At 70.9% G+C, this 24,843-nt stretch carries 25 protein-coding genes; 12 read left to right on the forward strand and 13 right to left on the reverse strand.

All coding sequences use genetic code 11. The features are described from left to right. The first annotated feature begins 157 nt into the window (after positions 1-157). From AB0M01_RS35240 to AB0M01_RS35250, 3 genes are all read left to right on the forward strand, one after another. Positions 158-1,237 (forward strand): winged helix DNA-binding domain-containing protein, encoded by a 1,080-nt coding sequence (locus AB0M01_RS35240; protein WP_363676837.1) that lies wholly within the window; start codon positions 158-160, stop codon positions 1,235-1,237. Between the two features lie 26 nt (positions 1,238-1,263). Next, the gene (locus tag AB0M01_RS35245; protein WP_363676838.1) at positions 1,264-2,211 is read left to right on the forward strand and encodes a WYL domain-containing protein; all 948 of its coding nucleotides are present in this window, start codon (positions 1,264-1,266) and stop codon (positions 2,209-2,211) included. A gap of 151 nt (positions 2,212-2,362) precedes the next feature. Next, positions 2,363-3,286 carry a toxin-antitoxin system, toxin component gene (locus AB0M01_RS35250; protein WP_363676839.1) on the forward strand — a complete coding sequence of 308 codons (924 nt, stop codon included), beginning with the start codon at positions 2,363-2,365 and terminating at the stop codon, positions 3,284-3,286. An 80-nt stretch (positions 3,287-3,366) separates the two neighbouring features. Here the strand turns inward: AB0M01_RS35250 and AB0M01_RS35255 are convergent, their stop codons facing one another. Both AB0M01_RS35255 and AB0M01_RS35260 read right to left on the reverse strand, forming a co-directional pair. Further along, positions 3,367-3,789, reverse strand: a complete 423-nt coding sequence (locus tag AB0M01_RS35255) for a nucleoside deaminase (protein WP_363676840.1) — start codon at positions 3,787-3,789, stop codon at positions 3,367-3,369. Next, the gene (locus AB0M01_RS35260) at positions 3,786-4,628 is read right to left on the reverse strand and encodes an LLM class flavin-dependent oxidoreductase (RefSeq protein WP_363676841.1); all 843 of its coding nucleotides are present in this window, start codon (positions 4,626-4,628) and stop codon (positions 3,786-3,788) included. The genes AB0M01_RS35255 and AB0M01_RS35260 overlap by 4 nt, the downstream gene beginning before the upstream one ends. A 94-nt stretch (positions 4,629-4,722) precedes the next feature. Here AB0M01_RS35260 and AB0M01_RS35265 point away from each other — a divergent pair, with 94 nt between their 5' ends. From AB0M01_RS35265 to AB0M01_RS35275, 3 genes are read left to right on the forward strand one after another with little or no spacing between them, the layout of a single operon-like run. Beyond that, the gene (locus AB0M01_RS35265) at positions 4,723-5,181 is read left to right on the forward strand and encodes an Lrp/AsnC family transcriptional regulator (protein ID WP_363676842.1); all 459 of its coding nucleotides are present in this window, start codon (positions 4,723-4,725) and stop codon (positions 5,179-5,181) included. Further along, the gene (locus tag AB0M01_RS35270) at positions 5,178-6,029 is read left to right on the forward strand and encodes a hypothetical protein (RefSeq protein ID WP_363676843.1); all 852 of its coding nucleotides are present in this window, start codon (positions 5,178-5,180) and stop codon (positions 6,027-6,029) included. The genes AB0M01_RS35265 and AB0M01_RS35270 overlap by 4 nt, the downstream gene beginning before the upstream one ends. A gap of 34 nt (positions 6,030-6,063) precedes the next feature. Continuing rightward, positions 6,064-6,375 (forward strand): MazG nucleotide pyrophosphohydrolase domain-containing protein, encoded by a 312-nt coding sequence (locus tag AB0M01_RS35275; RefSeq protein WP_363676844.1) that lies wholly within the window; start codon positions 6,064-6,066, stop codon positions 6,373-6,375. On the opposite strand, the gene AB0M01_RS35280 is transcribed toward AB0M01_RS35275, so the two are convergent. Next, entirely contained in the window at positions 6,335-6,817 is a 483-nt protein-coding gene (locus AB0M01_RS35280) for an OsmC family protein (protein WP_363676845.1), read from the reverse strand. The genes AB0M01_RS35275 and AB0M01_RS35280 overlap by 41 nt on opposite strands. Before the next feature lie 40 nt (positions 6,818-6,857). After that, the gene (locus AB0M01_RS35285) at positions 6,858-7,292 is read right to left on the reverse strand and encodes an NAD(P)H-binding protein (RefSeq protein ID WP_363676846.1); all 435 of its coding nucleotides are present in this window, start codon (positions 7,290-7,292) and stop codon (positions 6,858-6,860) included. A 43-nt stretch (positions 7,293-7,335) separates the two neighbouring features. On the opposite strand from AB0M01_RS35285, the gene AB0M01_RS35290 reads away from it, so the two are divergent. Continuing rightward, complete coding sequence (locus tag AB0M01_RS35290) at positions 7,336-8,118, forward strand: alpha/beta fold hydrolase (protein WP_363676847.1); 783 nt, start codon at positions 7,336-7,338, stop codon at positions 8,116-8,118. Between the two features lie 142 nt (positions 8,119-8,260). Here the strand turns inward: AB0M01_RS35290 and AB0M01_RS35295 are convergent, their stop codons facing one another. After that, a complete protein-coding gene (locus AB0M01_RS35295; RefSeq protein WP_363676848.1) occupies positions 8,261-9,376 on the reverse strand; it encodes a MerR family transcriptional regulator in 1,116 nt (371 codons plus the stop codon). Positions 9,377-9,459: 83 nt separating this feature from the next. Next, positions 9,460-9,840 (reverse strand): MerR family transcriptional regulator, encoded by a 381-nt coding sequence (locus AB0M01_RS35300; protein ID WP_363676849.1) that lies wholly within the window; start codon positions 9,838-9,840, stop codon positions 9,460-9,462. 25 nt (positions 9,841-9,865) lie between these two features. On the opposite strand from AB0M01_RS35300, the gene AB0M01_RS35305 reads away from it, so the two are divergent. Then, the gene (locus AB0M01_RS35305) at positions 9,866-10,669 is read left to right on the forward strand and encodes an aminotransferase class IV family protein (protein WP_363676850.1); all 804 of its coding nucleotides are present in this window, start codon (positions 9,866-9,868) and stop codon (positions 10,667-10,669) included. On the opposite strand, the gene AB0M01_RS35310 is transcribed toward AB0M01_RS35305, so the two are convergent. Further along, on the reverse strand, positions 10,656-12,536 hold the full coding sequence (locus AB0M01_RS35310) for a propionyl-CoA synthetase (RefSeq protein WP_363676851.1): 1,881 nt from the start codon (positions 12,534-12,536) through the stop codon (positions 10,656-10,658). The genes AB0M01_RS35305 and AB0M01_RS35310 overlap by 14 nt on opposite strands. A 71-nt stretch (positions 12,537-12,607) precedes the next feature. On the opposite strand from AB0M01_RS35310, the gene AB0M01_RS35315 reads away from it, so the two are divergent. Continuing rightward, positions 12,608-13,528: a threonine/serine dehydratase gene (locus tag AB0M01_RS35315; RefSeq protein WP_363676852.1), complete on the forward strand. Its 921-nt coding sequence runs from the start codon at positions 12,608-12,610 to the stop codon at positions 13,526-13,528. Here the strand turns inward: AB0M01_RS35315 and AB0M01_RS35320 are convergent. Continuing rightward, positions 13,521-14,126 carry a rhomboid family intramembrane serine protease gene (locus tag AB0M01_RS35320; RefSeq protein ID WP_363676853.1) on the reverse strand — a complete coding sequence of 202 codons (606 nt, stop codon included), beginning with the start codon at positions 14,124-14,126 and terminating at the stop codon, positions 13,521-13,523. The two genes, AB0M01_RS35315 and AB0M01_RS35320, sit on opposite strands and share 8 nt — an antisense overlap. Before the next feature lie 274 nt (positions 14,127-14,400). On the opposite strand from AB0M01_RS35320, the gene AB0M01_RS35325 reads away from it, so the two are divergent. Beyond that, the gene (locus AB0M01_RS35325; RefSeq protein ID WP_363676854.1) at positions 14,401-15,597 is read left to right on the forward strand and encodes a Cmx/CmrA family chloramphenicol efflux MFS transporter; all 1,197 of its coding nucleotides are present in this window, start codon (positions 14,401-14,403) and stop codon (positions 15,595-15,597) included. Positions 15,598-15,701: 104 nt separating this feature from the next. Here the strand turns inward: AB0M01_RS35325 and AB0M01_RS35330 are convergent, their stop codons facing one another. Next, complete coding sequence (locus AB0M01_RS35330; RefSeq protein ID WP_363676855.1) at positions 15,702-17,120, reverse strand: APC family permease; 1,419 nt, start codon at positions 17,118-17,120, stop codon at positions 15,702-15,704. Positions 17,121-17,153: 33 nt separating this feature from the next. On the opposite strand from AB0M01_RS35330, the gene AB0M01_RS35335 reads away from it, so the two are divergent. Continuing rightward, positions 17,154-18,098 carry a DUF389 domain-containing protein gene (locus tag AB0M01_RS35335; protein WP_363676856.1) on the forward strand — a complete coding sequence of 315 codons (945 nt, stop codon included), beginning with the start codon at positions 17,154-17,156 and terminating at the stop codon, positions 18,096-18,098. Positions 18,099-18,141: 43 nt separating this feature from the next. Here the strand turns inward: AB0M01_RS35335 and AB0M01_RS35340 are convergent, their stop codons facing one another. After that, on the reverse strand, positions 18,142-21,330 hold the full coding sequence (locus tag AB0M01_RS35340) for a S8 family serine peptidase (RefSeq protein ID WP_363676857.1): 3,189 nt from the start codon (positions 21,328-21,330) through the stop codon (positions 18,142-18,144). Positions 21,331-21,417: 87 nt separating this feature from the next. On the opposite strand from AB0M01_RS35340, the gene AB0M01_RS35345 reads away from it, so the two are divergent. Next, complete coding sequence (locus AB0M01_RS35345) at positions 21,418-22,365, forward strand: LuxR C-terminal-related transcriptional regulator (protein WP_363676858.1); 948 nt, start codon at positions 21,418-21,420, stop codon at positions 22,363-22,365. On the opposite strand, the gene AB0M01_RS35350 is transcribed toward AB0M01_RS35345, so the two are convergent. From AB0M01_RS35350 to AB0M01_RS35360, 3 genes are all read right to left on the reverse strand, one after another. After that, on the reverse strand, positions 22,362-22,982 hold the full coding sequence (locus AB0M01_RS35350) for an HNH endonuclease family protein (RefSeq protein ID WP_363676859.1): 621 nt from the start codon (positions 22,980-22,982) through the stop codon (positions 22,362-22,364). The two genes, AB0M01_RS35345 and AB0M01_RS35350, sit on opposite strands and share 4 nt — an antisense overlap. A 106-nt stretch (positions 22,983-23,088) precedes the next feature. After that, complete coding sequence (locus AB0M01_RS35355; RefSeq protein WP_363676860.1) at positions 23,089-23,856, reverse strand: peroxide stress protein YaaA; 768 nt, start codon at positions 23,854-23,856, stop codon at positions 23,089-23,091. Next, complete coding sequence (locus AB0M01_RS35360) at positions 23,853-24,797, reverse strand: aldo/keto reductase (RefSeq protein ID WP_363676861.1); 945 nt, start codon at positions 24,795-24,797, stop codon at positions 23,853-23,855. Before AB0M01_RS35360 ends, AB0M01_RS35355 begins: the two co-directional genes overlap by 4 nt. Positions 24,798-24,843 lie beyond the last annotated feature (46 nt).

Here is a 24,843-nt window from a genome sequence, read left to right on the forward strand (position 1 = left end):
GGCCAGCGGCCAGCGGCCAGCGGCCAGCGGCCAGCGGCCAGCGGCCAGCGGCCAGCGGCTTGGCTTCGCCATCGCCGCTCGACCACCTCCTGCTGACCGTCCTGCGTGGTGGAATCTGCGGATGACGGTCTCGGTGCGGGGGTTGAACAGGGCTTCGATGGTTCGGCAGTTGCTGGTGGAGCGGGAGGAGCTCAGCGTTGCCGAGGCGGTGAAGCGGATGGTGGCTGTGCAGGCGCAGCATCCGGCTTCGCCGTACGTGGCGTTGTTCAACCGGGTGGTGGGGTTCGATCCGGGTGAGCTGGATGCGGCGTTCACCGCGGGGGTCGTGGTGAAGGCGACGTTGATGCGGATGACGTTGCACGCGGTGCATGCCGACGAGCATGCGGCGTTCCGGGCGGCGATCGTGCCGATGATGAACAGTGCGCAGTTCCAGGCGGCGTTCGCGGCCGGTGGGGTGAGTGAGGAGGAGGCGCACGCGCTCGGCGTCGAGCTGGCGGCCTTCGCGAAGGAGCCTCGGTTGGGGGCGGAGTTCGAGGAGTGGCTGAACCAGCGGCTCGGGACCGGTGGGACCGAGATGTGGTGGGCGATGCGCGCGGTCGCGCCGTTGCTGCATGCGCCGACCGGTGGGCCGTGGTCGTTCGGGCAGCGGCCGGCGTTCATCGCCGCGTCGAGTTCCCCGGCCGCCCCCGCCCGAGGGCTGGAGCTGGTGACGCGGCGCTACCTGGAGGGGTTCGGGCCGGCGTCGATCGCGGACATCGCGCAGTTCGTGAAGGTGACGCGTGGGCGGGTGAAGACCGCGGTCGCGGCGCTCGACCTGGAGGAGCTCGAGGGGCCGGACGGCAAGATCCTGTACGACGTACCAGGCGGTGCCCGGCCCGATGACGACCTGGAGGTCCCGCCGCGGCTGATGGCGATGTGGGACAGCGTCCTGCTCGCGTACGACGACCGCGGCCGCGTCGTACCGCCGGAGTACAAGCGCGTCATCACCCGGAACAACGGCGACGTGCTCCCCACGCTCCTGGCCGACGGGTACGTCGCCGGGGTCTGGCGGCCGGTCGAGGACGGGATCGAGGCGACCGCGTTCCGCAAGCTGCCCGCCGCGGCGTGGAAGGGGCTGCGCGCCGAGGCCCGAGATCTGTTCAAGATCCTGAGAGAGCGCGATCCCCGGGTCTACCGGCGCTACGACTACTGGTGGAAGCATCTGCCCGCCGCCGAGGTGAAAGTGCTCAAGGGGTGAGCACTTAGCCTGCGACACTGGCGGGTATGCGCGCTGATCGGCTGGTGGCGACCCTGTTGCTGATGCAGGCCCGGGGCCGGGTGACGGCGGCCGAGCTGGCCTCGGAGCTGGAGATCTCGGTCGCCACCGCGCGCCGCGATCTCGAAGCACTCTCGACCGCGGGCATCCCGGTCTACCCCGAACGCGGCCGCAACGGCGGCTGGTCACTGCTGGGCGGGTCGCGCACAGATCTGAGCGGCCTGACCGCGACCGAGGCACAGGCGCTGTTCCTGCTCGTCGGCCCCGCGGCCGCGATCGCGCCCGACGCCAAGGCCGCGCTGAGAAAGCTGGTGCGCGCTCTCCCGGAGACCTTCCGCGGCGACGCGGAGGCGGCCGCCGAGGCGGTCGTGATCGACCCGGCCGGGTGGGGCGAGAACGACAAGGCCCGGCCGATCCTGGTCAACGATCTCCAGCACGCCGTCGTACGCCGGTTGAAGGTCCGGCTCCAGTACGCCGGACGCCGGGGCGCCGACCCGTCTGAGCGCCTGGTCTCACCGCTCGGCCTGATCGACAAGGACGACGTCTGGTACCTGATCGCCGGTACGCCGAAAGGCCAGCGGACGTTCCGCGTCGATCGGGTGATCGACGCGACCGTCACCGACGAGTCCGCCGAACGCCCCGACGACTTCGACCTGTCGGCGGCCTGGGCGCGAGTCGTCGAGGAGATGGAGTTCAACCGGTCGCTGTTCGCGGCGACCGTACTGGTTCAGGAACGCCACCTCTGGGTGATGCAGGACCGCCTCGGCCGCCACTGCGAGGTGCTCGGCCCGCCCACCGACGGCTGGGTGCGGACGCGGATCACCGCGCCGACGCCGCTGATGATCGCGCAGCACCTCGCCGGGTGGGGCGGGTCGATCGAGGTCCTCGATCCCCCGGAGGTTCAGGCCGAGCTCGCGCGGATCGGCGCGGAACTCGTCAGTCGGTACAAGAGCTGATCCGCCACAGATCGCAGCGGCGCGGTGACGGCTTGTGGAGCTGCGGAAAAGGTTTCGTAACTGATGGAACCGGAGTCGCGGTGTTGACCGTCAGTGGTGAGTAAGGTCCATCTGTCCCAGAGCTGTCCCGAGCGAGCAACAGGAAGTATCCGTGACCACGACTCCGCCGCAACCGCCCCACAACCCGTACGCCGGCCAGCCCGGTGGCTACGGTCCCCCGCAGGAGCAGTTCCCCCAGTACGCCGGCCAGCCGGGGCAGCCGCAGCCGGGCACGCTCCCGCCGGGCCAGCAGGTTCCGGGCCAGCCGATGCCGGGACAGCCGGGCGAGTACCAGGGCCCGCCGCCGCACCAGGCGCCGTACGGACAGCCCCAGTACGACCAGCAGCCGGGTCAGCAGTACCAGCAGCCGCAGCACGACCAGCAGTTCGGTCAGCGGCAGTTCCAGCCGAACATGCCGCCGGTCGGCGCGCTGCAGTGCCGCTTCTGCGGCGCCGTCCCCGCGGTCCAGGCGAAGGTCCGCGGCCACATGGGCCTGCTGATCGTGATGCGCCTCCTGCGCCTCGAAGGTCCGTTCTGCAAGACCTGCGGCACCGCGAGCGTGCGTGACATGACCGCGAAGAGCATGTGGCAGGGCTGGTGGGGTATCGGCTCGGCGATCATCAACCCGTTCACGATGCTGTCGAACATCGGCCCGTGGAAGAAGTTCCAGGAGCTCCCCGAGCCCGCGCCCGGCGCCCCGGGCCGCCCGATGAACCCGGGCAAGCCGCTCTTCAAGCGCCCCCAGGTCCTCGGCCTGCTGCTCCCGATCGCCGTGATCGCCGCGATCGTCGTCGGCAACCTGACCACCACGACGTCGTCCGAGGCCAAGGCCGGTGACTGCGTGATGAACGCGGGCACCAGCAGCGACCCGGACGTCAAGGTCGTCGACTGCAGCTCGGCCGACGCCGAGTTCAAGGTGCTCGGCCGGGTCAGCTCGTCGGTGTCCAGCACCTGCGACATGTACGACGAGGCGACGGTGACCTACACCGAGAAGCGCGGCTCGACCGGCTACACGCTCTGCCTCGGCCCGAACTGACAGCAGGGGCCCGGCCTTGCCCGCCGGGCCCCACGCAATCAGCTCCTGCAGCACTCCGGCCAGCTCCCGCAGTACTCGCGTCAGCTCTTGTAGTACTCCGCCGCAACAGCGCTCGCCTCGTCAGGCAGCAGCGGCCCCTCCGACGGCACCGGCGTGAACCCGCCGCCCGGCTTGAGCGCGTTCACCTGCGCCCCGGTCATCGCGTACACCACCCGCCCGAGCCCGGACCGTTCGAGCGCTCCCGCGCACATCCCGCACGGCTCGCAGCTCGTGTACATGGTCGTGCTCGCCGCGGCCTCGGCGCTCAGGTTCCGGGCCGCCCACAGCGCGAGCTTCAGCTCCGGGTGCGCGGTGATGTCGTTGCCGGTCACCGAGGTGTTGTGGTCCTCGGCCAGAACGTTGCCGTCGGCATCGGCCAGCAGCGATCCGAACGGCGGGTTGCCGCTCTCGATCGCGGTCGCCGAGAGCGCGATCGCGCGCCGCAGTAGTTCGTCGGGGGTCACGGTTTCTCCATTCCTGCCTGCACGGTCGCCAGGGCCTGCCAGGCGATCTCGGGGTGTTCGGTCTCGGCGGGATCGCCGGCGAAAGGGTCCAGTACGACGGTGTGCGCACCGAGCAGCCGCAGCTCGTCGAGGTCGCCGAGGATCTGGTCGATCGATCCCTCGCCGGCCTTGCGGGTCGCCTCGGGCTCGGGCCGGTCGGTGAGCCGGAGCAAGATCCGCGGCGCGAACCCGGGATCGGGCTTGCCGAGCTCGTCGGCCTTCGCGCGCAACCGGGCGGCGGCGTCGCGCATCCAGCCCATCGGCTGCCGCAGCGGGTGCCACGAGGCGCCGTACCGGATCGCCCGGCGCAGACCGGCGTCGGTCACGCCGCCGACCCAGATCGGGATGTCGTTGCTGCCGTAGTCCGCGGTGTCCCGCCACGCGGTGGTGAGCGCGTCGAGCAGTTCGTCGGTCTGTTGCCCACGGCGCCGGAAATCGAGGCCGAGGGCATCGAACTCCTGGGCCGCCCAGCCGACGCCGACGCCGAGCACGAACCGGCCGCCGCTGAGCTGGTGCAGGTTCGCGGCCATCCGCGCGACCAGCAGCGGGTGCCGGTACGGCGCGATCAGCACCGTGGTCCCGAGTTTGATCGAACCGGTCTGCCCGGCCAGCCAGGACAGCGTCGTGAACGGCTCGTAGAACGGTGCCGGGTACTGCTCCGCGACGTCCGGCGTGATCGCGACGTGGTCGGACAGCAGGAGCAGGTCGTAGCCGAGCCCCTCGACGGTCCGGGCCCAGGCGAGCAGCCGGTCGGGCGTCGTACCAGGGCCGAAGTTGGGGACGTTCACACCGAGTCGCATGCCGTTCAGGCTATCCAGGGCGAGGGGCGGTTCTGAACGGATTCCTCCCGGAAATCCGGCTGCCCGGCCGTGGATCCGCCGGTATCTTGGCGCGGTGACCGTGGATCTCGACACGACCGACTGGGCCATCCTCGGCGAGCTGCAGCGCGACGGGCGGATCGCCCTGACCGAGCTCGGCCGGCGGGTGAACCTGAGCGCGTCGGCGACCACCGAGCGGGTCAAGCGGCTGGAGTCCAGCGGCGTGATCAGCGGGTACGGCGCGCGCATCGACCTGCCGGCCGCCGGGTACGGCGTACTGGCGGTGATCCGGCTCAAGTACCCCGGAAACCGGCACGAGCCGCTGCACCGGCTGCTCGCGGAGCGGATCGAGATCCTGGAGTGCCTGCGGACCACGGGCGACGACTGCTACTTGCTGAAGGTCGCCGCCGCGTCGATGGCGCATCTGGAGCAGTTGGTCAACGAGCTGACCGAGTTCGGGTCGACCACGACGAATCTGGTGTACACCGAGACCTTGCCGTACCGCGGGCCGACGCAGCCGCCGGCGACTCCGTGATCGAGATCGCCGGGATCGCGCTCTCCGATGATCTCCTCGGGCGCTGGGTCGACTGGCTCGCTCCTGATCGGCAGCCTTTCTACGTGACCGCCCGCCAGGCCGCCGACTGGGAGCTGCCGCTGTCGGACGAGGAGCCGGATCGGCAATTGCGCGACACGTTCCTCTCGTACGCCGTGGACTCGCGGCTGCGGTGCTCTTGGTTGTCGGAGAGCGCGTTCTCGGATCTCCCGCGGAAGGTGCGGGCGGGGTTGGTGCGGGCGCAGGTGGTGCATGAGCGGGCCGCCGTACCGACGGTGCGGGCCTGGCGCGGGGTGCTCGGGGACGAGATCCGGGGGCAGGCGGACGGGCATCGGTTCGTCTGGTGGAAGTCGCTTCTGGGCGATCCGGGGGCCGTGCTGCCGCGGGTGGTGATGCAGGACATCGGGCCGAGCCGGCATCGGGAGGTCGCTGCTGTCGTGTGGCGCGAGGCCGAGGTGGTGCTCCCCCGGGCGCGGGAGCTGGCCGGGACGTTTCCCGACGGCAGCGGGCCGAACTGCTTCGGCACGGTGATGGCCGCGGCGGGGATCGAGGGCGCGGAGAACGAGTGGATGCAGCGGGCGCCGTTCGACGAGTGGCTCGAGCGGTCGACGAGCCGCGGCGGACGGGACGGCGTACCGGGGACTGTGCTGGTGTGGCGCTCGGCTGATCGCGCTGTTCAGCATGCCGCCGTCACCATCGGTGCAGGCTGGGCGCTGCACAAACCGTCGCAGTCCTGGATGACGCCGCGCAAGATCCGCACGACTGGCGAGATCCTGCGAGCGACCAGAACCGCCGGGTGGCATCTGCACCGCCACACGATGCACCGCTGACCGCCGCGACCGAGCCTCCGGCTAACGTCCCCCCATGGAGTTCTCGGAGCTGGTCACCCGCGCCCGCGAGATCCGCAGCAAGTACGCCGCGACGGAAACCGCCCGCTACGGCCGCGAGTGGACGCGTGAGGAGCTGATGCTCGGGTTCCTCGGCGACGTCGGGGATCTCGCGAAGCTCGTCCAGGGCAAGGAAGGCGTGCGCCCTCGCGACGACCTGGACGAGGCGTTCGCGCACGAGCTGGCCGACTGCCTGTGGTCGGTGCTCGTGCTGGCCGACGCCTACGGCGTCGACCTGGAGAGCGCGTTCAGTCGGACGATGGATCAGCTGGACGCTCATCTGGGGTGATCGTCAGTTCGCCGGCATTCAGGTCGACCGCGATCGGCGTACCGACCTCGACCGTGCGGCTGACCGTGCAGAGGCGGTCGTGGGACATCTTGACCGCGCGCGGGAGCGCCTCGCGGGCCTTGTCGCCGTCCTCGCCTTCGGGGAAGGTGATGGTGAACTCGACCTTCAGGTTCTCCAGGCGGTTGCCCTGCTCGGCGTCGCGGACCTTGTCGCCGCTGACCGTCGCGCTGAACTCGGCCGGCTCGGAGCGACGGCTGGTGACCACGTCGACGTCGATCGCGGAGCAGACGCCGATCGCGGCGAGCAGCAGCTCGACCGGGGTGAAGTCGGTGTCGTCGGGACCGCCGGAGCCGACCACCAGCTCGCCGCCACGCTTGTTGCGGACGACGTACTTGCTGTTCGCGGTCCGCTCGAACTGGATCTGGCGGAGGGTGTCACCCATCAGAGGCATCGCAATCTGTTGCCAGCGGCAACGGGAGTGATCAGAGCTGGTGCAGCGCGTCGGCGACCGGGGTGTCGCCGGCGATCAGTTCGAGGGTGCGGCCGATCGCGGCCGGGGTCTCGCACAGCCCGGCCAGCACGGCGGCGACGTCGTCGCGGGTGACCTTGCCGGCGCCGGTGTGGTCGGCGAACAGCGCCGCCGCGCCGCGGTCCACGGTGTCCTTGCGGGCGTTCCCGCTGCCCGCCCCGGCGCCCGCGGCGAAGATCGCGACGTCGGCACCGCTCAACACTTTGGCGACGGAGCCGGCGTCGGCCTGCTCGAGATCCAGTACGGCGACCTGCCCGCCGGCGGCGGCGACATCGGTCTCGTGCGCCGGGTTCCGGACCAGGCCGACCACCTCGTGCCCACCGCCGGCCAGCAGCTTGGTCAACCGCAACGCGATCTGCCCGTGTCCACCCGCTATCACGACTCGCATACCTGGAGCCTAACCCTTCACCGAAGCACGGCAGACTGAAGCCATGTTCGCCGAAGCTGCCGACGGGTGCCGGATCGCGTACCAGCTGGAGGAAGGCGCCCCAGGCAACCTCCCGCTCCTCCTGCTCGCCGGCCAGGCCAACAACCACCACTGGTGGGACCCGGTCCGCGCCGACTTCTCCCTCCGTACGACGATCACCCTCGACTACCGCGGCACCGGCGCCAGCGACCGCCCCGACGAGATCTACAGCACCCCCGGCTTCGCCGAGGACGCGATCGCCGTCCTCGACGCACTGGGCCTCGCGCGGGTCGACGTGTACGGCGCGTCGATGGGCGGCCGGGTCGCCCAGTGGCTCGCGATCCTGCACCCCGACCGCGTCCGCGGCCTGGTCCTCGGCTGCACGTCACCCGGCCGCTCCCACGGCTTCGAGAGAAGCCAGGAAATCCGGAGAGCGCTCTCTGTCCGAGATCAGGCCGAACGCGACGCGGTACTGATCGACCTGATGTACACCCCCGACTGGGTCGCCCGGCACCCCGGGCCGTATCCGGTGCTCGGCGACGCCACGATGCCGGCGTACGCCAAAGGCCGCCACCTGGTCGCCAGCAACAACCACGACGCCTGGGAGGGCCTGGAGACCATCCAGTCCCCGACCCTGATCCTCCACGGCACCGAAGACATCTTCAGCCCCGCCGCCAACGCACAGCTACTCGCCGACCGGATCCCGAACGCCCACGCGGAGCTGATCGGGGGCGCGCGGCACGCTTACTTCCACGAGTACCGCGAGACGGCCAGCCCGCTGGTGAACAACTTCCTCGCCGAGCTTTAGGCCACCCGACAGCTGCGTGCTCGCTGGGCACCCGCCCGTCGGGCCGGCCGGCCTCCACTCGCTCGTCTGCCTCACGCTCCCCGCGTTCTGCCGTGCCTCACGCGACCAACAACCGCAGCCCGGGCGGCACCGCACGTTTGCCTCACGCGACCAGCAGCCGCAGGCCCAGCTCTGCCGCGTCGAGGGCGACTAGTTCGCTGTTTCGTTCGGACCAGCGGTTTGACGTCAGGTCGGCGCTGAGGCGGTCGATTGCGCGGTGTTCGGCCTCCGGTCCGACGCGGGACCAGACCGATACTGCTCGGCGTACGGGCTCTTCGAGGTAGGCCTCGGGGCGGCGCCAGTGTGCCTCGAAGAAGCCGTCGGCGCAGTCCCAGGGGACCAGGACCGGCTCCAGGCGGGCGTTGATCGCGCGGCGCAGTTCGTCGATCGAGGGGCGGCCGGCGGTGAGGGCGGCGACCTCCGGGAGGTAGTCGCGGGTCAGCCAGAAGCGGTGCAGCCAGCCGGCGGCGCTGGCGTCGTGGGTGAACACCACGACGCGCCGGGCCACGCGGCGCATCTCGCGCAGACCCGCGATCGGGTCGTGCCAGTGGTGCAGCGTGCTCACCGCCATCGCGGCGTCGAACGACTGGTCCTCGAACGGCAGGCTCTCGGCGCTCGCGGCGAGGCAGCGGGCCGCGCCGGCCGGGCGCTGGTCGCGCATCACCGCCGATGGCTCGACCGCTGTGACGTCGCGGTCCGGTGGTTCGTACGAGCCGGAGCCCGCGCCGACGTTGAGCACTGTCTCGGCGTCGCCGAGCGCGGCCCAGAGCTGTGCGGCGATGCGTGGTTCGGTACGACGAGTTGCCGGGTACGCCGAGCCGATCGCCTCGTACAGCTGAGCGCCGAACGGGCCGAGCTGTTGCTGTGGTGTCGTGCGAAGTCCCATCGCGCGCTCCTTCAGTTCGGTGTCGATCGCGGTCACCAGCGCGGCGGCTCGGTCGCGTTGCTCGAGGAGGAGACCGTGCAGCCGGTGCAGCCGGGCGACCGCGTTCAGGGCCGGGTCGTTGACCAGGTCCGCGATCTCGCGCAGGCCGAGGCCGAGGCGCCGGTACACGAGAACCTCTCGGAGCCGCTCGACGTCGTCCGCCGAGTAGGCCCGGTAGCCGGCCGCCGTTCGCGCCGACGGGTGGACGAGGCCGATCTCGTCGTAGTGGTGCAGTGTCCGGACGCTGACGCCGGCGAGCTCGGCCACGTGCCCGACGGTGAGGTGTTCGCCCATGCCGGGACTATGCGGCATCACGTCACGTGAGGGTCAAGAGCAAGCTGATTCATGGGTGGTCGAGCGGAGGCGCGCCTGATCGCCTACCGATGCTCCGCCTGGTTCAGATACCCGGCGAGCGTGTCCCGCGTGCGCTGCAGGCTGCCGAGTTGGTTGTCCATCGCCGCCAGCTCTTGGTCGAGCAGCGTTCGCAGGCTGTCGCACCAGTCGAAGACTGTCTCGTTGTCGCGGATCTCGCGGGTGCACGGGAGGACGTTCTTGATGTCCTCGGTGGTGAGGCCGGCGTCCAGGAGGATGCGGATTTTGCGGACGGTCAGCTCGGAGCCGTCGGGGTAGCGGCGGTAGCCGTTGGGGGCTCGGGTGGCGGTCAGGAGGCCCTGGGACTCGTAGTAGCGCAGGAGCCGTGGGGTCACGCCGGTGCGGCGGGACAGCTCGCCGATCAGCATCGGGGTTGACCTTTCCACTGGTGTCAGCGTTTAGCGTCGCCGCATGAACTCGTACGTCGTCCACCGTAACGGCCGTCCGGCCGATGACCTCGCGCCGCTGGCCTTCGCCGGGTACGCGCACTTCACCGCGATGCAGATCCGCGGGAGGCTGGTGCGCGGGCTCGATCTGCATCTCGACCGGCTGCGGACAGCGTCGGTCGAGCTGTTCGGGAGCGCGCTCTCCGATGATCTCGTCCGCGATCAGCTGCGGGTCGCGGTCGAGGCCGGGCCGGAGGATGTGTCGTTGATGGCGACCGTGTTCTCGCGGGCCGGGGAGTTCAGCGGGGCGGAGGCGAAGCTGGAGTTGCTCGTACGGACCGGGCCGCCGTCGAGCGGGCCGGAGGGACCGCTCAAGCTCGCGACGTTCGAGCACGAGCGGTTCAAGCCGGAGCTGAAGCATGTCGGGGAGCCGGCCAAGACGTACGCGCTGCGGCAGGCGATCGCCGCTGGGTACGACGACGCGGCGTTCGTCGACCGGCAGGGGCGGCTGACCGAGGGGTCGATCTGGAACCTGGCGTTCTGGGACGGCGAGAGCGTGGTCTGGCCGAAAGCGCCGATGCTCACCGGTACGACGATGGGGATCGTGCGCCGCAACCTGCAGGTGCCGCAGCGCACCACCGAGATCAGCGCAGCGGACCTCGGCGGGCGAGCGGGCGACGGGCGGCCGTTCGTCGGGGCGGTGGTGATGAACTCGTGGTCGCCGGGGATCGCTCTCAGCGGGATCGCCGACGTCGAGTTCCCCGCAGCGCCCGAGTTCCTCGACCTGCTGCACAAGGCCTACGCAACAGAACCCCTCACGGCGTTCTGAGGATCGGCCGCAGCGTCTCCAGCACCGAGGCGTCCTCGATCGTCGACGGGACCGGGGCAGCCCGGCCGTCGGCGATGTCTCGCATGGTCTTGCGGAGGATCTTGCCCGAGCGGGTCTTCGGGAGCGCCTCGACGACCGACACCTCACGGAACGCCGCGACCGGTCCGATCTCACGCCGTACGGCGGCCACCAGCTCCTCGCGGAGCACGTCCTCGCTGATGTCGACGCCAGACTTGAGAACAACCAGACCCCGCGGCAACTGACCCTTCAACGCGTCGTGCACCCCGATCACCGCACACTCCGCCACAGCAGGATGCGCGGCGAGGACCGCCTCCATGCTCCCCGTCGACAACCGGTGCCCGGCCACGTTGATCACGTCGTCCGTCCGGCCCATCACGAAGACGTACCCGTCGGCGTCGATCGAGCCCGAGTCGCCCGTCAGGTAGTAGCCGTCGTACGCGCTCAGGTAGTTGTCGACGTAGCGCTGGTCGTCGCCCCACAGGGTCGGCAGCGCGCCGGGTGGCAGCGGGAGCTTGATCGCGATCGCGCCCTCCTCCCCCGCCGGGAGCGGACGACCGGAAGCGTCGAGGATCTGCACGTCCCACCCGGGCAGCGGCACCGTCGCCGAGCCGGGCTTGGCCGGCATCGGCTCCAGCCCGCGCGGGTTCGCGACGATCGGCCAGCCGGTCTCCGTCTGCCACCAGTGATCCACGACCGGTACGCCGAGATGCTCGTGCGCCCAGTGGTAGGTCTCCGGATCGAGCCGCTCACCGGCCAGGAACAGGGTCCGGAAGTTGCTCTTCAGGTCGCACCGGTCCAGCTCCAGCGCGTCCGGGTCGACCTTCTTGATCGCCCGGAGCGCGGTCGGAGCGGTGAAGAGCGCTTTCGCGTGGTGCTGGGAGATGACCCGCCAGAACGCGCCCGCGTCCGGTGTCCCGACCGGCTTGCCCTCGTACAGGATCGTGGTCGCGCCGACCAGCAGCGGCGCGTACACGATGTAGGAGTGGCCGACCACCCAGCCGACGTCGGAGGCGGTCCACCACACGTCGCCCGGCCCGATGTCGTACACCGCGCTCATCGACCACGCCAGCGCCACCGCGTGCCCGCCGTTGTCCCGGACGACGCCCTTCGGCTTGCCCGTCGTCCCGGACGTGTAGAGCACGTACAACGGATCGGTCGCCGCCACCGGCACCGGATCGGCCGGTACGGCGTCCGCGATCAGCGTGGCCCAGTCGAGATCGCGCTCTCCGAGTTTCCCGGGCGCGATCTCGCGCTGGACGACGACCGTCCGCTCCGGCTGGTGCGAAGCCAGCGCCAGCGCCTCGGTGATGATCGGCAGGTACTCCACGACGCGCCCCGGCTCGATCCCGCAGGACGCCGCGACGATCACCTTCGGCGTCGCGTCGTCGATCCGCGCCGCCAGCTCGCGCGGCGCGAACCCGCCGAACACCACCGAGTGGATCGCCCCGAGCCGCGCGCAGGCCAGCATCGTGATCACGGCCTCGGGGATCATCGGCAGGTAGACGATCACCCGGTCGCCTTTCCCGACACCGAGCCCGCGCAGCGCACCCGCGAACGTCGCGACCTCGTCGCGCAGCTCGGCGTAGGTGTAGGTGCGGCGGGTGTCGGTCACCGGCGAGTCGTAGACCAGCGCGGTCCGCTGCCCGTGGCCGGCCTCGATGTGCCGGTCGAGCGCGTTGTACGCCGTGTTCAGCTCGCCGTCGGGGAACCAGCGATAGATCGGAGCCGCGGAGGACTCGAGCGCCCGGGTCGGCGGCCGGGTCCAGGTGATCGCTTCGGCGGCGGCCAGCCAGAAACCTTCCGGATCGGTCAGGCTGCGGCGGTAGCTGTCGGCGTACGAACCCATCGCACCTCCAGGAGTCACGAGCAGTCTTACCCATCGGTGCGAACGGCAACAAGGCATGGTTGGCTGGAGGCGTGACGGTGACGCGTGAGCAGGTCGAGCAGGCAGCAGCGAGGATCGAAGGCCGGGTACGCCGTACGCCGGTCCTGCGGGTCTCGGAGACGGCGACGTTCAAGCTGGAGCTGCTCCAGCACGTCGGATCGTTCAAACCGCGCGGCATGTTCAACCGGCTGCTCGCGGCCAAGGAGGACGGTTCGCTGACCGGCGTCGGCGCGGTCACGGCGTCGGGCGGCAACGCCGGTCTCGCCGTCGCGTACGCCGCCCGCGAGCTGGGCGTCCCGGCCCGGATCTTCGTCCCGGAGAGCGCTCCCGCGGCCAAGGTCGCGCGGCTCCGGACGCTCGACGCGGACGTCGTTCAGGTCGGCAGCGAGTACGCCGAGGCCTACGCGGCGGCGGTCGTCGCCGCCGAGGAGTCAGGGGCGTTGTTCTCGCACGCGTACGACCAGCCGGAGGTCGTCGCCGGGCAGGGAACGCTCGGACTCGAGCTGCTCGACCAGGTCGACGGCTTCGACACGGTGCTGGTCGCGACCGGCGGCGGAGGCCTGATCGCGGGGATCGCCACCGCGATCGGCGACCGCGCGCAGATCGTTTCCGTCGAGCCGGAGCTCGCGCCGACACTGGCGCGGGCGCTCGACGCGGGCGAGCCGGTCGACGTACAGGTCGGTGGAGTCGCCGCGGACTCGCTCGGAGCGAGGCGCCTCGGCGACATCGCCTTCGAGGTCGCAACCAAGCAGCAGATCCAGCCGGTGCTCGTCGACGACCACGCGATCATCGCAGCCCGGCAGGAGCTCTGGCGCGAGTACCGCCTGGCGACCGAGCACGGCGCAGCGACCGCCTACGCGGCACTGACCTCAGGTGCCTACAAGCCGGCCGCCGATGAGCGAGTCGTCGTGGTCGTCTGTGGAGCCAACACCGACACCAGCACGCTCAGCTGACCTGACGCCGCTCGTCGGTCAGGAACCACGCCGCCATCACACCGGCGATGGCACCGAACAGATGCCCCTGCCACGAGATCCCGTCCTGCGGCAGCAACCCACCCAGCAGCGCGCTCCCCCACACCAGCACGACCACCACACCGATCAGCACCTGACCGATCCGCCGGTTGAAGACCCCGCGCGCGATCAGGTAAGCCGCGTAGCCGAACACCAACCCGCTCGCACCGATCGTGATCGTGTGCGGCGGCGAGATCAGCCACGTCCCGATGCCGCCGATCACCGCCACGATCGCGGTCACCGACAGCAGCCGGACCGCGCCCGAGATCGCGATCAGCGCGCCGAGCGTCACCAGCGGGAGCGTGTTGGAGATCAGGTGCCCGAAGCCGAGATGCAGGAACGGCGACGTGACGATGCCGACCAGGCCCTCGGGGTCGCGGGCGACGATGCCGTACCGGTCCAGGGCGCCGTTCAGCGCGGTGTCGACGATCTCGCTGACCCACATCAGGCCGACGAGCGCGACGAGCAGCTTGATCCCGCCGCTGATCCGGGCGGCGTCCACGGCCGGCTTCGGCCGGCGCGCTGGGCTCGGGTAACTCATGTCACCACGATGCCCGATCGCGCCAAACTCCACCTGCTCCAGCCGCGTTTCCGCCGGACTGTCGGTGCCGTGCGGCAGACTCGGCCACCACGGGAGAGGGGGTCACCTGCGCCACATCGCGGACGCCGGGTCGTGATGGGACCGCAATCTGTGTCACTATGTGCGACTTACAGGTCGCGTTGTGCGACCGGGGGCTCTGGGGGCGACCGGTTCACCGTGCGCTGACCTGATCACTGGGTCCGTCCACCCTGACCGAAGCCCGAGGAGGTCCGCTGTGCCGTTGGCTGTGTACCTGATCGGCCTCGCGATCTTCGCCCAGGGCACCTCGGAGCTGATGCTCGCCGGGCTGCTGCCCGAGATGGCCACCGACCTCGGCGTCTCCATCCCGCAGGCCGGTTTGCTGATCTCCGCGTTCGCGGTCGGCATGCTGGTCGGCGCGCCGGTGCTCGCCGTCGTCACGCTGCGCTGGCCACGCCGTACGACGCTGCTCGTCTTCCTCGCGGTCTTCGCGCTCACCCACGTGGCCGGCGCCCTCACCCCGAACTACGGCGTCCTGCTCGCGACCCGGATCGTCGGCGCCTTCGTGTACGCCGGGTTCTGGGCCGTCGCCGCCGTCGCCGCGGTCGGGCTCGTCCCCGCCGGCCAGCGGGCCAAGGCGATGAGCGTCGTGACCGGCGGCCTCACCATCGCGACCATCATCGGCCTCCCGGCCGGCACCGTGATCGGCCAGCACCTCGGCTGGCGAGCGGCGTTCTGGGCGGTCGCGCTGATGTCGCTGCTGGCGATGCTCGGCATCCTGCGCACCATCCCCGGCGGCCGGCCCACGCCCGAAAGCACCCCGCGGCTCGATGCCGAGCTGCGCGCGATGGTGAACCCGCGGCTGTGGTTGTCGTACGCAACGACCGCCCTGGTCACCGCCGCGATCCTGGTCGTGTTCAGCTACCTCGCGCCGCTGCTCACCGACGACACCGGCCTGCCGCCCGGCGCGATCCCCGGCGTCCTGGCCCTGTACGGCGTGGGCTCGCTGATCGGCATCACCCTCGGCGGCCGGACCGCCGACGCGCTGCCGTTCCGGACGCTGCTGGCCGGGATCAGCGGTCTCGTGCTGATGTCGGCGGTGCTTGCGCTGCGGGCCGGCCAGCCGGTGATCGCGATCGCCGCGATCTTCCTGCTCGGCGGCTTCGGCTTCGCGGTCAACCCGGCGCTCAACGCCCGGGTGTTCAGCCTGGCCGAGCAGGCGCCGACGCTGGCCACCGCGGTGAACTTCTCCGCGTTCAACGTCGGGATCACCATCGGCCCGTGGCTCGGCGGGCGCGCCATCGACGCCGGCGCCGGCTACCCGGCACTGGGCTGGATCGCGGTCTGCCTCGGGATCGTTGCCCTCGGCACCGTCGTACTGGCCGCGCTGCTGCCGCTGCGGTCGGTCCGCCGGACCGCTCGGGCGCCGCAGGCGACGCACCTTCCGAACTGATCGGACGAGGCAAGCCGAAGCCCCGCCTCGCTGGACGAGACGGGGCTTCGGTGGCAACTACTCGAAGAGCGAGAGCTCGCTGGAACCCGGGCGCACTGGCTGACTCAGTTCACCGGACCGCTCGGGTCCAGGTGGCTCGGGTCGAAGTCGGACTTGCGGTGGAACACGTACTTGTTCAGCACCCAGGTGAGCGCCCACAGGCCGACACCGACGACCATCAGCCAGCCGGCGATCTTGTAGTCGTTGCTGGCCCGGCCCGACAGCGGGCTGGCCAGGTAGACGCACAGGATGACGCCGAGGATCGGCAGCGCCGTCGGCGCCTTGAAGTGCTTGTGCTCGACCGGGTCACGGCGCAGCACCAGCACGGCCACGTTCACGACCGCGAACACGCACAGCAGCAGGAACGCCGTCGTCCCGCCGAGCGCCGTCAGGTCGGCGTACCCGATCAGGAAGAACGCGAGCAGCGTGGTGAACAGGATCGCCACCCACGGCGTCCGGCGCTTGTGCAGGACGCGGCCGAGCGGGCCGGGCAGGACCTTCTCGTGCGACATGCCGTAGAGCAGGCGGCTGGCCATCAGCATGTTGATCAGGGCCGAGTTGGCGACCGCGAACATCGTGATCCAGGCGAAGATCTCGATCGGGAAGCCCGGCGCGCCGGCCTGGACCACCTTGAGCAGCGGTGTGGATCCCTGGTTCAGCTCGTCCGGCGAGACCAGCGTGACCGCGGAGATCGCGACCAGCACGTAGATGATGCCGGTCACCGACAGGCCGATCAGCATGATCTTGGGGAAGATCCGGACCGGGTCCTTGGTCTCCTCGGCCATGTTCACCGAGTCCTCGAAGCCGACCATCGCGAAGAAGGCCAGCGCCGTCGCCGCGGTCACCGCGCCGAAGGCGTTGTCGCCCTCGGGGGTGTGGAACTCGGTGAGCCGCGAGGTGTCACCGTCTCCGCCCGCGATCGCCCAGGCGCCGACGCCGATCACGATCAGCAGACCGGTCAGCTCGATGCAGGTCAGTACGACGTTGGCCTTGACGCTCTCGCCGACGCCGCGAAGGTTGACCAGGGCAATCAGCGTCATGAACGCCAGCGCGGTGATCATCAGCAGCGAGCCGCGGTCGGGGTCGATCTTGACCGCGGAGAAGAAGTTCGCCGCGAACGCCTTCGACGCGCTCGAGGCCGAGGTCAGCCCGGAGCACATCACCGCGAAGGTGAGCAGGAAGGTCAGGAAGTGGATCCCGAACGCCTTGTGCGTGTAGACCGCGGCGCCGCCGGCCTTCGGGTACTTGGTGACCAGCTCCAGGTAACTCGTTGCCGTCAGCATCGCGACGATGAACGCGCACAGGAACGGCAGCCAGACCGCGCCGCCCACCTCGCCCGCGACCTTGCCGGTCAGCGCGTACACGCCGGTCCCGAGGATGTCACCGACCACGAACAGCAGCAGCAGTCCGGGTCCCATCACCCGCTTCAGCTCCGGACGGTCCTGCGCGGCCTCCTGCGTCGCCGCGCTCGTGCTCTCGCTCATCCTGCCTCCCTGGCACGCGATGATGGGGCGGTGATGCATCTTCGTCTCATCGTCCCACCGGATCGCACCACGCGCGTCCTGGACACGCTCGTCGGCGACCCGCGGGTGACCAGTGTGGTGATGCTGCCCGGCGCCGCGCGCCGGCCCGCCGGTGACGTGATCGAGTGCGACGTGACCCGCGAGGCGACCTCGGACGTCCTGACCTGGTTGAAGAAGCAAGGACTGTACGACGACGGATCGGTCGCGGTGACGGAGGTCGGGGCGACGCCGTCGCACAACGCGCGCGCCACCGAACGGGCCGCGCCGGGTGCCCCGGACGACGCGGTGATCTGGGACGCGGTCGTCGACCAGGCCTACAACGAGGCCTCCGGGTCCTGGGCGTACTACGCGTTCCTCACGCTGGCGACGATGATCGCGGCCGTTGCCGTGGTCACCGATTCCTCGATCCTGGTCGTCGGCGCGATGGTGGTCGGTCCGGAGTTCGGTGTCGTCGCGGCACTGGCGGTCGGGCTGGCGCTGGGCCGGGGCAACCTCACGCTCGGTGCGCTGCGGATGCTCGCCCAGGGCTTCGCGCTCGCGATCGTGCTGACGATGCTGATGGCACTGCTCGCCCGGGCCGCGGGCTGGATCGGCACCGCAGACGTCGAGGCGGCGCGGCCGCTGACCGGGTTCATCTGGCGGCCGGACCGGTGGTCGGCCGTGGTCGCCGTACTGGCCGGGTGTGCCGGGGTGCTGTCGCAGACCGCGGGCCGGTCGAACGCGCTGGTCGGGGTGTTCATCTCGGTGACGACCGTCCCGGCCGCCGGTGACCTCGCGCTGTCGGCGGCGGTGTGGGCGCCGGACCAGCTCGGCGGCGCCGCCGCGCAGCTGGGGATCAACCTCGCGGGGATGACGCTGGCCGGCGTCGTCACGCTGCTCCTGCAGCGCACGATCTGGCGGCAGTTCCTGCGCCGCAGGGAAAGCCGGGCGCGGGGTTGAGGCTTGACCAGGCGTCCCCGGCCCGGTCCCCCGCGCCCGGCGGTCAGGTGACCGGGATCGCGTTCAGCACGGTCTGGTCGATGCTGCCACCGGCCGCGTCGCTCGCAACAGCTCGAAGTGACAACGTTTTACCCGGCAGCACGGCCCACGGCGGGACCAGTGCGGTGTACTTCCCACCGACCGGTACGACGAGCGCCGGCGTCCAGCGCCGGCCCTGATCGGTGGAGTACCAGAGCTTCGCGCCGGTGACCCGGGACGCGGTCGATCCGGTGAGGTGATCGACGAGCAGATCGATCGTCAATGGCCGCCACGCGGCAGCTCTGCCGAAACCGTCGACGCTTGCGTCGTACCCGATCTGCAGCAGCGCGGGCGGTACGCCAGTCGCCTTCGTCGGGTCGGGAGCCGCCGACGTGTAGTTCCAGATCGTCGACGCCTGGCCCCCGATCGGGACCACCGCGGGGTCGAGCGTCCAGCTCTGCTCCAGCCGGAAGCGCGCCGCTTCGCGCGGGACCGGGAAGTACGCCGACCCGGCCGCCGCGGAGCCGATCGGCGTTCCGTCCCGAGAGAGCGCGATCCGGCGTTCCCGGTACGCCGAGGCCGGCGGTTTGCCGCGGTGGAAGGCGTCGCCGAGGCCGATGTCGACGAACATCGAGGTCTGCGAGTGCGAGGCGTTGAAGACCGTCGGGTGCGGGGTGAGCGCGAAGCTCCGGTCGACGCGCGCTCCGGACGGGAACGGGAGGTTCTCGCGGTCGCACAGGTCGATCGCGGTCGCGGCGGTCAGGCACTGGTTCCACAGCGCGCCGGGATCGGCGGTGAGCAGGTCGATCTGTCGCGAGGGAACCTGCACCGGGCGCCGACTCACCCAGCCGACCCGCGACTCCTTCGTCGCCCACGCGCGGGTCACGACCTGCGGACCCGCGCCGGACAACGTGCCGAACGTGTTCTCCACCCGAGCCATCCGCGCCACGTCCTGACGCGTCAGCTTCCGCGGCAACGGGAAGTGGTCGTTCACCAGCAGCAACTCGTACGCCGCGACGTCGCCCGCGGCCGGCTCCAGGCGCCATCGGTTGGAGGCCTCGAACGAGCCGGCGCCGGTGAGGCGTGCGGTCGGCTGGACGAAGACCGCGCCCGCCGCGATCTGCTCGGGGGTGAAGAACCAGAAGTCGCTCAGCCCGCGGGAGGTCGAGTGCCGCGACACACTGATCGCCGACTCCGTCATCCGGGTCGAGCGGCCTTCGACTGCCGGCGCCCGGAGGACCTCCGCCTTGCGGGCGTCGATCACGTACGACGTGTCGCCGGTGATCGCCAGCTCGGCCGTCCCGGCCAGCGCGAACGACGAGCCGGTCGTCACGGCTGAGAGCAGGCTCCAGCGACCGGGGGCGAGCCGGGCCCGCGCGGTGCCGTTGGCGTCGAGGGTCAGGTTGAGCGAGTTGCCGGCTTCGTAGTCGAACGCCGTGACCTTGCCGCCGGCGTACGGGGTGCCGTCGCGGGTGAGGACCTTGACGGTGAGGTCGTAGCGCGGCGGTTCGTCGTACAGGCCGAGGGCGAGGCGGAGGGGGCCGAGGGAGACCGTGCCTTCCCAGCGGTCGTCCGGGAGCTGTGCGGGGTCGACGGTGATCTCGGTCGTGGCCGAGCCGTGGGCCGGGACGGTGAGGCTCGCGGGGCTGGCCGTGACGGCGCCGGGTGGGGCGGTGCTGGAGGTGGGTGTGCGTTCGACGTCGGTGATTGGGAGGGTGATGGGGGTCGGCCCGGCGTTGGTGACGGTGACCGCCCGGGTGCGCGGCTGCTTGTCCGGGTGGCGCAGGTAGCCGAAGTCGAGCGACGTGAGGTCGGTGGACAGCGGGGACTGGTGGGCGAGGTCGAGCTGGCCGTTGCCGACGGTCCACCCGGCACCCGCCGGGGAGGTCGAGGCGACGACGGCGGACTTGAGTTGCTGCCACGTCCTGCCGGGGTCCTCCTGCAGCAGCAAGGCGGCGGCGCCGGTGACGAGCGGGGTGGCCTGCGACGTACCGGTCATCGGGACGTAGAGGTCGCCGTCGCGGGCACCGGCTCGCGCGCCGGGGATGTCGACACCGGGTGCCGCGAGATCGGGCTTCAACCGGTAGGTGCCCTTGGTCGGGCCCTCGCTCGAGAAGTTCGCCTGGCGGCCGGCCGCATCCACCGCGCCCACGGTGAGCGCCGAAGCGGCGATCCCGGGACTGCCGATCGTGTACGGCGTCGCGCCGAAGTTGCCGCGGTTTCCGGCGGCCGCGACGAAGAGCGTCCCGGACGAGGCGGTCAGCCGGTCGAGTGCTGCGGAGACCAGGTCGTCGCCCTCGCCAGGGGTCGAGCTGAGGCTGAGGTTGACCAGGTCAGCGCCCCTGGCCACCGCCCACTCCATCCCGGCGATCACCCACGACTCCTGCCCGAACCCGTCGGCCGCGAGCACCTTCCCGGAGATCAACTCCGCCGCCGGAGCGATCCCCCGGCGGGCGCCGTCCGAGCCCGCGCCGTTGCCCGCGATGAGCGAGGCCACGTGCGTACCGTGCCCGTTGTCGTCCTCGGCGCTAGTACTCGCGGTGAAGTCCGAGGACTCGGCGACGGACAGCGCCGGATGACCCGAGTCCACTCCGGTGTCGAGCACCGCGACCTTCACCCCACGCCCGTCGAGACCGCGCGCCCAGGCCGCCGGTGCCTGCGTCTGATTCAGGTACGGATCCGGACCTGAAGCTGAGGTCGAGGGTGAGGCGATCGAGCCGGCACCGAGCTTGCGATCGAGCCAGATCTTGCCCGCGCCGGCCCGCAGCGACGGCAGGCTCCCCTTGGCGACCGTGCCCGCCGTCATCCCGAGGCTGGTCAGCCGGCGCGAGGACCCCAGCCCGATCCCCGGCGACGTCGTGATCACCGGCAGGTCCCCACGGCGTGCGTCGTCGTACCCCATCGCGACCAGCCCGGTGACGTCGAACAGCTCCGGGTCGAGCACCGACGGAACGAGCTCGCTGACGGTGGACGGAATCACCGTCACCCGCCCACCGTCGCGACGGACCGAGAATGAGGTTCCGGCAACCTTCGGGTCGATCGTGACGTCCGACCCGGTGACCACGACTCGGTCCCCGGTCAGCAGTGTGACGGCGGGCGCGGAGGGCTCCCCGCCGGCCGGCGGGACGGCGCCGGCCGTGGGGACCACCGCCGCGGTCGCGGTCCAGGGGAGACCAGCGGCGAGCACGGCGGCGATCAGGGTGAGGCGGGACACTCCCCTGTGGTATCGAATCCAGGGTGGTCCGGGCTACGAGATAGCGTGTCGGATGCCGGACATGTCCACTAGTGGTCAGGAGGTCACATGCTCGAGTCCGTGGGAGTCTCCGCGGAGGACGAAGCCGCCTACCGGGCGCTCCTGGCGCTGCCAGGATGCTGCCTCGACGACCTGGCACACCGGCTCGGCCGCTCCCCCGACGACCTCAACGCTACCGTCCTCAGGCTCGAGGAGCTCGGCCTGCTCACCCGTACGTCGGACGAGCCGTCGCGGCTGCTCCCGACCCGCCCCGACGTCGCGGTCGACGCCCTGGTCGCCGTACGCCGGGCAGAGCTCGACCGGGTCCGTGCCGAGGCCCGTGAGCTGCTGTCGGAGCTGCGCGCGCAGGAGCAGCACCGGCCGGACAACCTGGTCGAGGTGATCGTCGGGCAGGAGGCGATCGCGGCCCGGTTCGCGCAGCTGCTGAACCAGACCAAGGACCAGCTGCTGGTGCTCGACCGGCCGCCGTACGCGTCGGGTGTGGAGCAGTCGGACGACAAGGTGCGCGGGCTGCTGAGCGCCGGCGTGACCGTGCGCGGGATCTACTCCCCCGACTCGCTCGAGGTCGGCGGTGTCGACGAGGCGTACAGCGCCGCCGACGCCGGCGAGACCTCGAGGGTGCACCCGCAGGTCCCGATGAAGCTCGCGATCTTCGACACGACGGCGGCGCTGCTTCCGCTGTCGGTCGACGCACTCGTCGACAGCGCGCTCGTCGTCCATCCGTGTGCCTTGCTCGACGCGCTGATCGAGATGTTCCGGCTGCTCTGGGACCAGGCGGCACCGATGGCGCCGGCCGTCCGCGACCCGCTCGACGCGCGGCTGATGACGCTGCTCGCGGCCGGCTTCAAGGACGACGCGATCGCCCGGCAGCTCGCGCTGAGCAGCCGCACGGTCGGGCGCCGGGTCGCCGAGCTGATGGAGACGCTCGGCGCCCGGACCCGTTTCCAGGCCGGCATCCACGCGCAGCGGCGCCAACTGCTGGACCCGGAGAGTTAACAGGCAGCGAGCATCTGCTGCAGCGCGGTCTTCTCCGCCGCCTGCAGCGACAGCTTGTAGGTGTACTTCACCCAGATCCACTCCCGCGCGTAGATGCAGTGCACGTTCGTGTTCGTCGGCTTCCACTCCGACGGGTCCCGGTCACCCTTCGACCGGTTGCTCGACGCCGACACCGCGATCAGCTGCGCGATGCTGCGGTCGTTCGCGAACTGCTGCCGCTTCGCCGTCGTCCACGCGTTCGCGCCCGACTTCCACGCCTCGGCCAGCGGCACGATGTGGTCGATGTCGATCGCGGAGTCGTCCTCGACGTACGTCGCGTCGTACACGCTGTACCAGCGGCCGGCGGTCGGTTCGCACTGCGCGTCGACGGTGACGCCGGTGCCGTCGCGCTTCAGCACCTCGTCGCGGGTGTCGCAGGTGCCCGACACCGTGATCCAGTGCGGGAACAGGTCGCGGCTGTAGCCCGAGGTGGAGCCCTCGGTCTTCACGGTCAGCGACGCGAGCTGCGTCTGCGCCGTACCGGCCGGGGGCGGGTCGGGCGGGTAGGCGAGCGCGGTTCCCGCGCCGACGATCCAGGTGGTGGCCACCGCGGTGGCGAAGACGGTCTTGCGTCGCATCGGTCAGGTCCTCCGAGGGTTGGGCGGATCCCCCCTGACGAGCTGTCCACAAGCCTTCCCCGGCCACCGCCTCCCGGAAACCACCTGGCGGTGAAGCGTCGGTGAATCAGTCGTGCTCGACGACCGTCAGCGTCCAGCCGGCGCCGGTCCGGTCCAGCTCCGCGTGCCACTGCTCGCCGATCAGCTTCTGCAGCGCCTTCGGCGTACCGGGGTCCTTGCCGGACTCCAGCAGGTAGCGCGCGACCTGACCGCGGGTGTGCTTCGCGTTGTGCGACACCACCGAGCGGACGCCGCCGCGTTCGCGGACCACCGACACCGCGACCCACTTGGCCGCGAGCTCGTCGGACGGACGCCAGGCCGCGGCGTACGTCGACGAACGGCAGTCGACGATCACGCTCTTGCCGACGGCCGCGTCGAGCGTCGCCCGCAGCGGGTCGCGCCACACCGACGCGAGCTGCCCGAGCCCGGGTAGCGACGTCCCCATCGACAGCCGGTACGGCGGTACGCGGTCGCTCATCCGCAGCGCACCCCACGCCCCCGACACGACCAGCAGCCGACTGTTCGCGCGGCGCTTCGAGCCGGGCGAGAGCGTGGCGTACCCGAGCGCGTCGTACAGGACGCCGGAGTACAGCTCGGACGCCGGTACGGCGGGCTCGGTGCGCCAGTGGATGTTCCGCTCGACCTCGTGCGCCAGCGACGGCCCGACCCCCAGTACGCCGAACGCGTCGCTCGACGCCGACACCTTCGCAAGTGTGTCGAGCACCAGCTCGCGGGTCGGGTTCAGCTCAGGGAACGACAACGAGTCGAGGTCGAGCGCACGGCCGCGCGCTCGACCGGTCTTGCCTTCCGACGGCGGAAGCAGAATCAGGGTCACGTCAGCTCGTCCAGGACAGCCAGGTCGTCGAGCGTCGGCTCCCACAGACCCGCGGCGACGTTCTGCGCGATCTGCTCCGGGCGGGTCGCGCCGGCGATCACCGAACCGACCGCGGGCTGCGCGGCCAGGCCGCCGATCGCGACGTCGAGCAGGGTCAGGTCGCGCTCGGCCGCGAACGTCTCCAGTGCCTCGATCTTGTCGAAGTCGGCGCGGGCCAGCCGCTCCGGCATCTTGGCCAGGCGGGTGCCCTCGGGCGCGCCGGCGCCGCGCTTGTACTTGCCGGTCAGCAGGCCCGACTCCAGCGGGAAGTACGGCAGGATCCCGATCCCGAGGTGCTCGCAGGCCGGGACCAGCTCGTCCTCGACGTCGCGGTCCAGCAGCGAGTACTTGTTCTGCGCGCTGATGAAGTGCTCGGTGCCGCCGGTGCGGGCGGCCCAGTCGGCGTCGACGACCTGCCAGGCCGCGAACTGCGAGCTGCCGACGTACCGGACCTTGCCCTCGGCAACGAGTTCGGTGAGCGCGGCCAGGGTCTCCTCGATCGGGGTGACCGGGTCCGGGACGTGCAGCTGGTAGAGGTCGATCCAGTCGGTGCCGAGCCGGCGCAGGCTCGCCTCGACCGCCTTGCGGATGTACCTCCGCGAGCCGCGGACGCCCCAGTCCGGGCCGTTCTCGCCCTTCATGTCACCACCGAACTTGGTGGCGATCACCACCTCGTCGCGGCGCGACCCGAGCGCGTCGCCGAGGATCTGCTCGCTGAAACCGAGCTCGCCGCGGTAGACGTCGGCGGTGTCGAACAGCGTGATCCCGGCGTCGACCGCCGCGGTCACCACCGCCCGGGCCTGCTCGGCGTCGATCCGGCCCCCGAAGTTGTTGCAGCCCAGCCCGACCACGCTGACGGTCAGGCCGGAGTCACCCAGCTGGCGGTACTCCATCTCGCTCATGGGCAAAACTTTGTCATGGTCAAACCCTCTCGATGCCGCTGGGGTC

The organism is Kribbella sp. NPDC051770, from assembly GCF_040681455.1.
GTDB lineage: Bacteria > Actinomycetota > Actinomycetes > Propionibacteriales > Kribbellaceae > Kribbella.